This window comes from Agromyces humi (genome assembly GCF_009720255.1).
In the GTDB taxonomy this organism is placed as follows: domain Bacteria; phylum Actinomycetota; class Actinomycetes; order Actinomycetales; family Microbacteriaceae; genus Agromyces; species Agromyces humi.
On record NZ_WJSP02000195.1, the window covers coordinates 1 to 6,797 of the forward strand.

Annotated in this window: 7 protein-coding genes; 4 read left to right on the forward strand and 3 right to left on the reverse strand. The window is 70.5% G+C overall.

The window, feature by feature from the left end:
* The 4 genes from GH736_RS14455 to GH736_RS14470 all read left to right on the forward strand — a co-directional run.
* On the forward strand, positions 1-847 hold an 847-nt coding region (locus GH736_RS14455; protein WP_159604524.1), incomplete at its 5' end, for a helix-turn-helix transcriptional regulator.
* Positions 848-974: 127 nt separating this feature from the next.
* Positions 975-3,350: a bifunctional metallophosphatase/5'-nucleotidase gene (locus GH736_RS14460; protein ID WP_159604526.1), complete on the forward strand. Its 2,376-nt coding sequence runs from the start codon at positions 975-977 to the stop codon at positions 3,348-3,350.
* A gap of 179 nt (positions 3,351-3,529) precedes the next feature.
* Positions 3,530-4,114 (forward strand): DUF308 domain-containing protein, encoded by a 585-nt coding sequence (locus GH736_RS14465; RefSeq protein WP_159604528.1) that lies wholly within the window; start codon positions 3,530-3,532, stop codon positions 4,112-4,114.
* Positions 4,111-4,458, forward strand: a complete 348-nt coding sequence (locus tag GH736_RS14470; RefSeq protein WP_159604530.1) for a hypothetical protein — start codon at positions 4,111-4,113, stop codon at positions 4,456-4,458. Before GH736_RS14465 ends, GH736_RS14470 begins: the two co-directional genes overlap by 4 nt.
* A 21-nt stretch (positions 4,459-4,479) precedes the next feature.
* Here GH736_RS14470 and purB read toward each other — a convergent pair whose 3' ends face one another.
* The 3 genes from purB to GH736_RS25625 all read right to left on the reverse strand — a co-directional run.
* Entirely contained in the window at positions 4,480-5,859 is a 1,380-nt protein-coding gene (purB, locus tag GH736_RS14475) for an adenylosuccinate lyase (protein WP_159604532.1), read from the reverse strand.
* Positions 5,856-6,383 (reverse strand): low molecular weight protein-tyrosine-phosphatase, encoded by a 528-nt coding sequence (locus GH736_RS14480; RefSeq protein WP_203230781.1) that lies wholly within the window; start codon positions 6,381-6,383, stop codon positions 5,856-5,858. The genes purB and GH736_RS14480 overlap by 4 nt, the downstream gene beginning before the upstream one ends.
* Positions 6,380-6,797, reverse strand: a 418-nt coding sequence (locus GH736_RS25625; RefSeq protein ID WP_203230782.1) for a hypothetical protein, incomplete at its 5' end; no start/stop codon positions are given. The genes GH736_RS14480 and GH736_RS25625, both read right to left, overlap by 4 nt.

Here is a 6,797-nt window from a genome sequence, read left to right on the forward strand (position 1 = left end):
CCTCGAGGCGCTCTCGGCGGCCGGCATCCCCGTCTACCCGCAACCCGGCCGGGGTGGCGGGTGGCAACTGCTCGGCGGCGCGCGTACCGACCTCAGCGGGCTGACCGGCCCCGAGGCACAGGCCCTGTTCCTGCTCGTCGGGCCTGCGGCATCCGTCGACCCCGATGCGAAGGCGGCACTGCGCAAGCTCGTGCGGGCGCTGCCCGAGACGTTCCGGTCGGATGCCGCGGCCGCCGCCGAGGCCGTCGTCATCGATCCCGGTGAGTGGGGTCGGGAACAACCGCCCCGGCCGGGAATCCTCCCGGTGCTCGAAGCCGCCGTGGTGCAGCGACGCCGGGTGCGCCTGCGCTACGCCGCGTGGAATCGCGAACCCGTCGAGCGACTCGTCGACCCGTGGGGACTCGTGCGCAAGCGCGAGCACTGGTACCTCGTCGGCGCGGTGGACGGTGCAGAGCGCACCTATCGGGTGGATCGGATGCTCGAAGCGGAGGCGACCGACGAGCCGGCCGAACGACCCGACGGCCTCGACCTGGCCGACGTCTGGGATCGGGTGACCGCGGAGGTCGCGGAGCGCCGCGCCGCCGCCACGGCGACGATCCACGTCGATGCCGGGATCGTGCCGCTCCTGCGCACGCAGTTCGGTCAGCAGGCGATCGAGGAGGCGCGGCTCGATGAGGTCCGCGCCCGGGTGCGGGTCACCGCGCCGACCGAGCAGCTCCTCGCCCGCGGCCTCGCGGGGTGGGCGGAGTACCTCGAGGTGGTGGAGCCCGCATCGCTGCGATCCGAGCTGGTGCGCCTCGGGCGCGCGCTCATCGACCGCAACACGGACCGCGACCTGCTCATATGAGCAGGGGTCTTGTCCGCCGGACAGCGGGATGATCCAATGGCCGGGAGCGAAGCATCCTCATCCGCGTTCATTCCGGTCGGTCGCTGCGTTCATGTTCCCGAAACGTCCAAGCGAAAGACTGGCGCACATGTCCACAGCTCGCCGCATCGCCGCCGGGGCCGTCGGTCTCGGCCTCATCCTCACCGGATTGTCCGCCGCACCGGCGTACGCCGCACCCACCGAGATCCAGATCCTCGCCACGAACGACTTCCACGGTCGCATCCTGAACAACACGACGAACGGCGAGGCCGGCGCGGCCGTGCTGGCCGGCGCGGTGGAGCAGCTGCGCGCGAGCAACCCGAACACGGTGTTCGCCGCGGCGGGCGACCTCATCGGCGCCTCGACGTTCGAGTCGTTCATCCAGCACGACAAGCCCACGATCGACGCGCTCAACGCCGCCGGGCTCGAGGTGTCGGCCGTCGGCAACCACGAGCTCGACCAGGGCTACGACGACCTCGTCAACCGCGTCATGGCCCCCTACGACGCGACGACCAACCCCTACGGCGGTGCCCAGTGGCAGTACATCGCCGCGAACCTCAAGATGAAGGCCACCGGCGACGACGCCGTGCCCGCCACCTGGATCAAGAGCTTCGGCGACGTGCAGGTCGGCTTCGTCGGCGCCGTCACCGAGGAGCTGCCCTCGCTCGTCAGCCCCGGTGGCATCGCGGACATCGCGGTCGAGGGCATCGTGGAGTCGGTGAACGCCGAGGCGGCCGACCTGGTCGCCGAGGGCGCCGACCTCGTGGTCATGCTCGTGCACGAGGGCGCGCCGACGACGAACTGCACGACGATGAACGCACCCGGCACGACCTGGGGCGACATCGTCAACAACATCTCGCCCGACGTCGACGCGATCGTCTCCGGCCACACGCACCTGGCCTACAACTGCTCGTTCCCGGTCTCGGCATGGGCCGGACGTGCGGTGACCGACCGCCCCGTCGTCTCGGCCGGCCAGTACGGCACGAACCTCAACCAGCTCGTCTACACCGTCGACGGCACGACCGGCGTGGTGTCGGCGAAGACGCAGGCGATCCTGCCGCTCGAGAACTCGTCGAACGTCGCGCTGTACCCCGCCGACCCGGTGGTTGCGCAGATCGCGGCCGACGCCAAGGCCGCGGCCGACGTGCTCGGCGCACAACCCCTCGGCCAGATCGGCGGTGCGTTCAACCGTGCGAAGCTCGCGAACGGCACCACCGAGAACCGCGGAGGCGAGTCGACCCTCGGCAACCTGGTCGCCGAGGTGCAGCGCTGGGCGACGGAAACCCCCGAGTCCGGCGCGGCGGAGATCGCGTTCATGAACCCTGGCGGTCTGCGCGAGGACATGGTGGGAACCGGCACCGACCCGTACCCGCGCACCCTGACCTACAAGCAGGCGGCAGTGGTGCAGCCGTTTGCGAACACCCTCGTCAACATGCAGCTCACCGGCGCGCAGATCAAGACGGTGCTCGAGCAGCAGTGGCAGCCGCGTGACTCGCTCAACCGGCTGCTCACCCGGCCGTTCCTGCGGCTCGGCGTGTCGCAGGGCTTCGAGTACACCTACACCGAGCGCACCGCGATCGAGTACCCGCTCGACAACCCGGCGACCCCCGACGTCAACGAGTCGCTGACGCCGTACGAGGCCAGGTACGGCACGGTCACCGGCATGTGGCTGAACGGGGTGCCGATCGACCCGGCGGCCTCCTACTCGGTGACGGTGAACTCGTTCCTCGGCACCGGCGGCGACAACTTCTTCGAGTTCGCCAACGGCACGGACAAGCGGGACACCGGCAAGATCGACCTCAACGCGATGGTCGACTACATGGCCGTGTTCGGCGGAACGACGCCGCTTCCGGTCGACTACGAGCAGCACGCCGTGCAGGTCGAATTCCAGGGCGGCGCGCCGGCCACCTACCTTCCCGGTGCCACGGTCGCGTTCGACGTGAAGTCGTGGGCGATGTCGACGGCCGCCGATGTGAAGGACGCGTCGCTGGTCGTGTCGCTCGGCGACACCGTCCTGGGCACCTTCCCGGTCGACAACACCATCGGCACGGCGCCCTACGACAACTACGGCACCGCGTCCGTGTCGGTGCAGCTGCCCGCCGGCGCTCCGGTCGGGGCGACGGAGCTGACGCTCACGGGTGCGGCGACCGGCACGTCGATCGCGGTGCCCATCACGATCGCGAAGGCCGTGTCCACGGTCACCGCGACCGCGCCTTCCGTGATCAAGCAGAAGAAGGAGACCGCGCCGATCTCGGTCGTCGTGGCGTCCACCGGACCGCAGCCGACGGGCACCGTGCAGGCCGTGATCGACGGAGAAGTCGTCGACTCCGCCCAGCTCGTCGGCGGCAAGGCCGAGCTCGAGGTCGGCCCGTTCGCGAAGGGCACGGTCGACGTCGAGGTGCGCTACCTCGGTGACGCGGTCACCGACGGTGACACGACCGAGGTGAGCATCGAGGTCACCGGCAGCGGGAAGGGCGGCAAGTAGGGCCCGGGCCTGACTGATCGAGTCCGAACGGGGTGGATGCCGCGCAAGCGGCGTCCACCCCGTTCCGCGTCCGCCGTGGACTCCGTCCCGCCCGGAGCGCCGGTCGGAGCCCGTCCGAGCGCACAGGTCGACCCACGTAGGATGGATCGGTACCCCCCTCCGATGTGAAAGAGGTCGCCGTGGCCGCCGCCCGCGATACTGCCCCGGAGCGCACCCAGTACTGGGTCGTCCCGGTCGTCCGCGGACTCCTCGCCCTCGTGCCGGCCGCGGTCATCACGTTCTCACCGAACCACTCCCCCGAGCTCGGCCTCCTCGTCTTCGGGGCATGGGCGATCGCGTCGGGCCTCGTCGTGGGCGCGCTGACGCTGCGGCTCATCGACGATCGCGGCATCCGCTCGCTCTTCCTCGTCACCGCGATCGCGACCGTGGCGGCCGGCCTGCTCGCCGTCACGGTGCCCGGTGCGCTGCCGTTCCTGCTCTACCTCGTGAGCATCTGGGCCGCCGTCACGGGGTTCGTCGAGCTCTACGCCGGGCTCCGGGCGCGCGGCCGCACCTCGGCCGCCCGCGACTGGATCGCCGCCGGCGCCTTCACGGCGGTGCTCGCACTCGTCTTCCTGCTGCTGCCGCCCGACCCCGTCACCGCGGTCGGCCTGCTCGGCGGATACTTCGTGATCCTCGGCGTCTATCTCGTCATCGGCGGATTCTCGTTGAAGTGGGCCGTGGCGGCTGACGCCGCGGCATCCGGATCGGAGCAGCACCCGTGACCCAGCCGAACGGCGACTACAAGCCCTCCAAGCGCGAGATGCTCCGCCCGGTCGAGTACGTCGGCGGCGCCGCGATCGCCGCGATCTTCACGGGGGTCATCACGCTCGTCGCCACCCGCGAGTGGAACCTGGCGCTGATCGCCACCGGCGGCGTCTTCATCGTCGTGCTGGTCGCGCTCGCGCTCTTCTCGATGGCGGTGAAGCCCGACGCCATGGAGTCGGCCGAGATCCATGACGCCGATCGCGCAGCGGGCACGTCGACGGATGCCGCGGCGCCCGCGCCCGACTCGCCCGACACCGATGTGGATCCCGACGACGACCGCGGAGCGCCCCGGGGGCACTGAGCTGCGGCGGCGCGCTGCTGCTCAGAGGCGGTCGACCAGCTCGGACGCGAGGCCCGTGTACGTCGCGGGCGTGAGCGCGAGCAGGCGCTGCTTCGCGTCGTCGCCGATCTCGAGCCCCTCGACGAACGCGGCCAGGTCGGCTGCGCCGATGCGCTTGCCGCGGGTGAGGTCCTTGAGGAGCGCGTAGGGATCGGCGATGGTCGAGCGCCCGGCGACGACCTCGGCGCGGATGACCGTCTGGATCGCCTCGCCGAGCACCTCCCAGTTGCCGTCGAGGTCGGCGAGCAGGAGCGCCTCGTCGAGGTCGATCTCCCCGAGGCCGCGCTCGATGTTGTCGAGCGCCAGCAGCGAGTGGCCGAAGCCGACGCCGATGTTGCGCTGCGCGCTCGAATCGGTGAGGTCGCGCTGCAGGCGGCTCGTCACCAGCGTCGCGGCGAGCGAGTCGAGCAGCGCCGACGAGAGCTCGAGGTTCGCCTCGGCGTTCTCGAACCGGATGGGGTTGACCTTGTGCGGCATGGTCGACGACCCGGTGGCGCCCGCCGCGGGAATCTGGCGGAAGTAGCCGAGTGAGATGTAGGTCCAGATGTCGGTCGCGAGGTTGTGCAGCACGCGGTTGGCGTGGGACACGCGGCCGTAGAGCTCGGCCTGCCAGTCGTGCGACTCGATCTGCGTCGTGAGGGGGTTCCAGGTGAGCCCGAGCGACTCGACGAACTCGCGCGACACGTCGGGCCACGCGACCTCCGGAGCCGCGACGACATGCGCCGAGAACGTGCCGGTCGCGCCCGAGAACTTGCCGAGGTACTCGGTGCCCTCGACCTGCTTGGCGATGCGCTCGAGGCGGTGCACGAAGACGGCGAGCTCCTTGCCCATGGTGGACGGGGTCGCCGGCTGGCCGTGGGTGCGCGAGAGCATCGCCGCGTCGCGGTGCTCGACGGCGAGGGCGGCGATCGCGTCGATGACGGTGCGGTACTTCGGCAGCCACACCTCGCGCACGGCGTCGCGCACGGTGATCGCGTAGGAGAGGTTGTTGATGTCCTCACTCGTGCAGGCGAAATGGGTGAGCTCGGAGATCGCGTCGAGTCCGAGCAGCTCGAGCCGCCGGCGCACGTAGTACTCGACGGCCTTCACGTCGTGGCGGGTGGTGGCTTCGAGCGTGGCGAGCTCGTCGATGTCGGCCTGGCCGAACTCGGTCACGATGGAGCGGAGCTGCGCCTTCTGCTCGGCCGAGAGCGACGACGAGCCGAAGAATCCGCGATCGGTCTGCGCGATGAGCCACTCGACCTCGACCTGCACGCGCGCCCGGTTCAGGCCCGCCTCGGAGAGGTGCTCGCCGAGTTCGCCGACGGCGGCGCGGTACCGCCCGTCGAGCGGGCTGAGCGGCTGGGGAGGCAGCGAAGTCATCGGATTCCTTGTCTGAGTGCGGGGGCGAGTTGCCGGAAGAGCGCCGACGTCGACCGCTCTATCATCCCAAGAACTCGATCGAAGGTCGCCTCGTCGGAGTAGTAGGGGTCGGGCACGTCCTGCAGCGGCGCCAGGTCGGAGTCGAATTCGAGCAGCAACCGCACCTTGTCCTGGTCGAGCGACGACGGCGCCCAGTTGCGCAGGATGCGCGCCTGGCCGCGGTCGAACGCGACGATGAGGTCGAGCGCTGGGAAGTCCGCCGCCTCGAATTGGCGCGCGCGATGCTGGGAGCCGTCGTATCCCGCCCGCTCGAGCGCGTCGATGGTGCGCTGGTCGGCACGTTCGCCCACGTGCCAGTCGCCGGTGGCCGCCGACTCGATGGCGAGGTGCTCGCCGAGCCCGGCGCGTTCGGCGAGGGAGCGCAGCACGACCTCGGCCATCGGCGACCGGCAGATGTTGCCGGTGCACACGAACGACACTCTGAAGGGCTGCGCGGCGTCCCCCGCGGGTTCCGCTCGCGTCATGGTCCCATTGTGGACGAGAACCGCGCCGGGCACAGCAGGCAAATCGTGCCGACGATACGCTGGTCGACTCCCCCGATGAAAGAGGCCGGATGACGGATGCCGCAGCGACGGATGCGCCGCCGCCCGACTTCCTCGTCGACGAGGCGCTCGCCGCGCGTCTCGTGGCGCAGCAGCACCCCGACCTGGCCGCGCCCGTGCGGCTCGTGGCCAACGGGTGGGACAACGCGCTCTTCCGGCTCGGGGACGACCTGGCCGTCCGGATGCCCCGCCGGGAGGCCGCGGTCGTTCGAAGCGGTAGAGCAACGGGACGTTGCACTTCCGCGCGACGACGTCGCCTGCTTTGCAGGACGAGTCATTCCTTCTGCGCAGCGCGATATCGCCTCCAATGGTCTGCCGAGCTGGAGTAGGCATTGC

Excerpts from the sequence above, each read along its gene's own strand:
- GH736_RS14460 (WP_159604526.1), top strand. The coding sequence starts at position 975 with ATGTCCACAGCTCGCCGCATCGCCGCCGGGGCCGTCGGTCTCGGCCTC.
- purB (WP_159604532.1), bottom strand. The coding sequence starts at position 5,859 with ATGACTTCGCTGCCTCCCCAGCCGCTCAGCCCGCTCGACGGGCGGTAC.
- GH736_RS14480 (WP_203230781.1), bottom strand. The coding sequence starts at position 6,383 with ATGACGCGAGCGGAACCCGCGGGGGACGCCGCGCAGCCCTTCAGAGTG.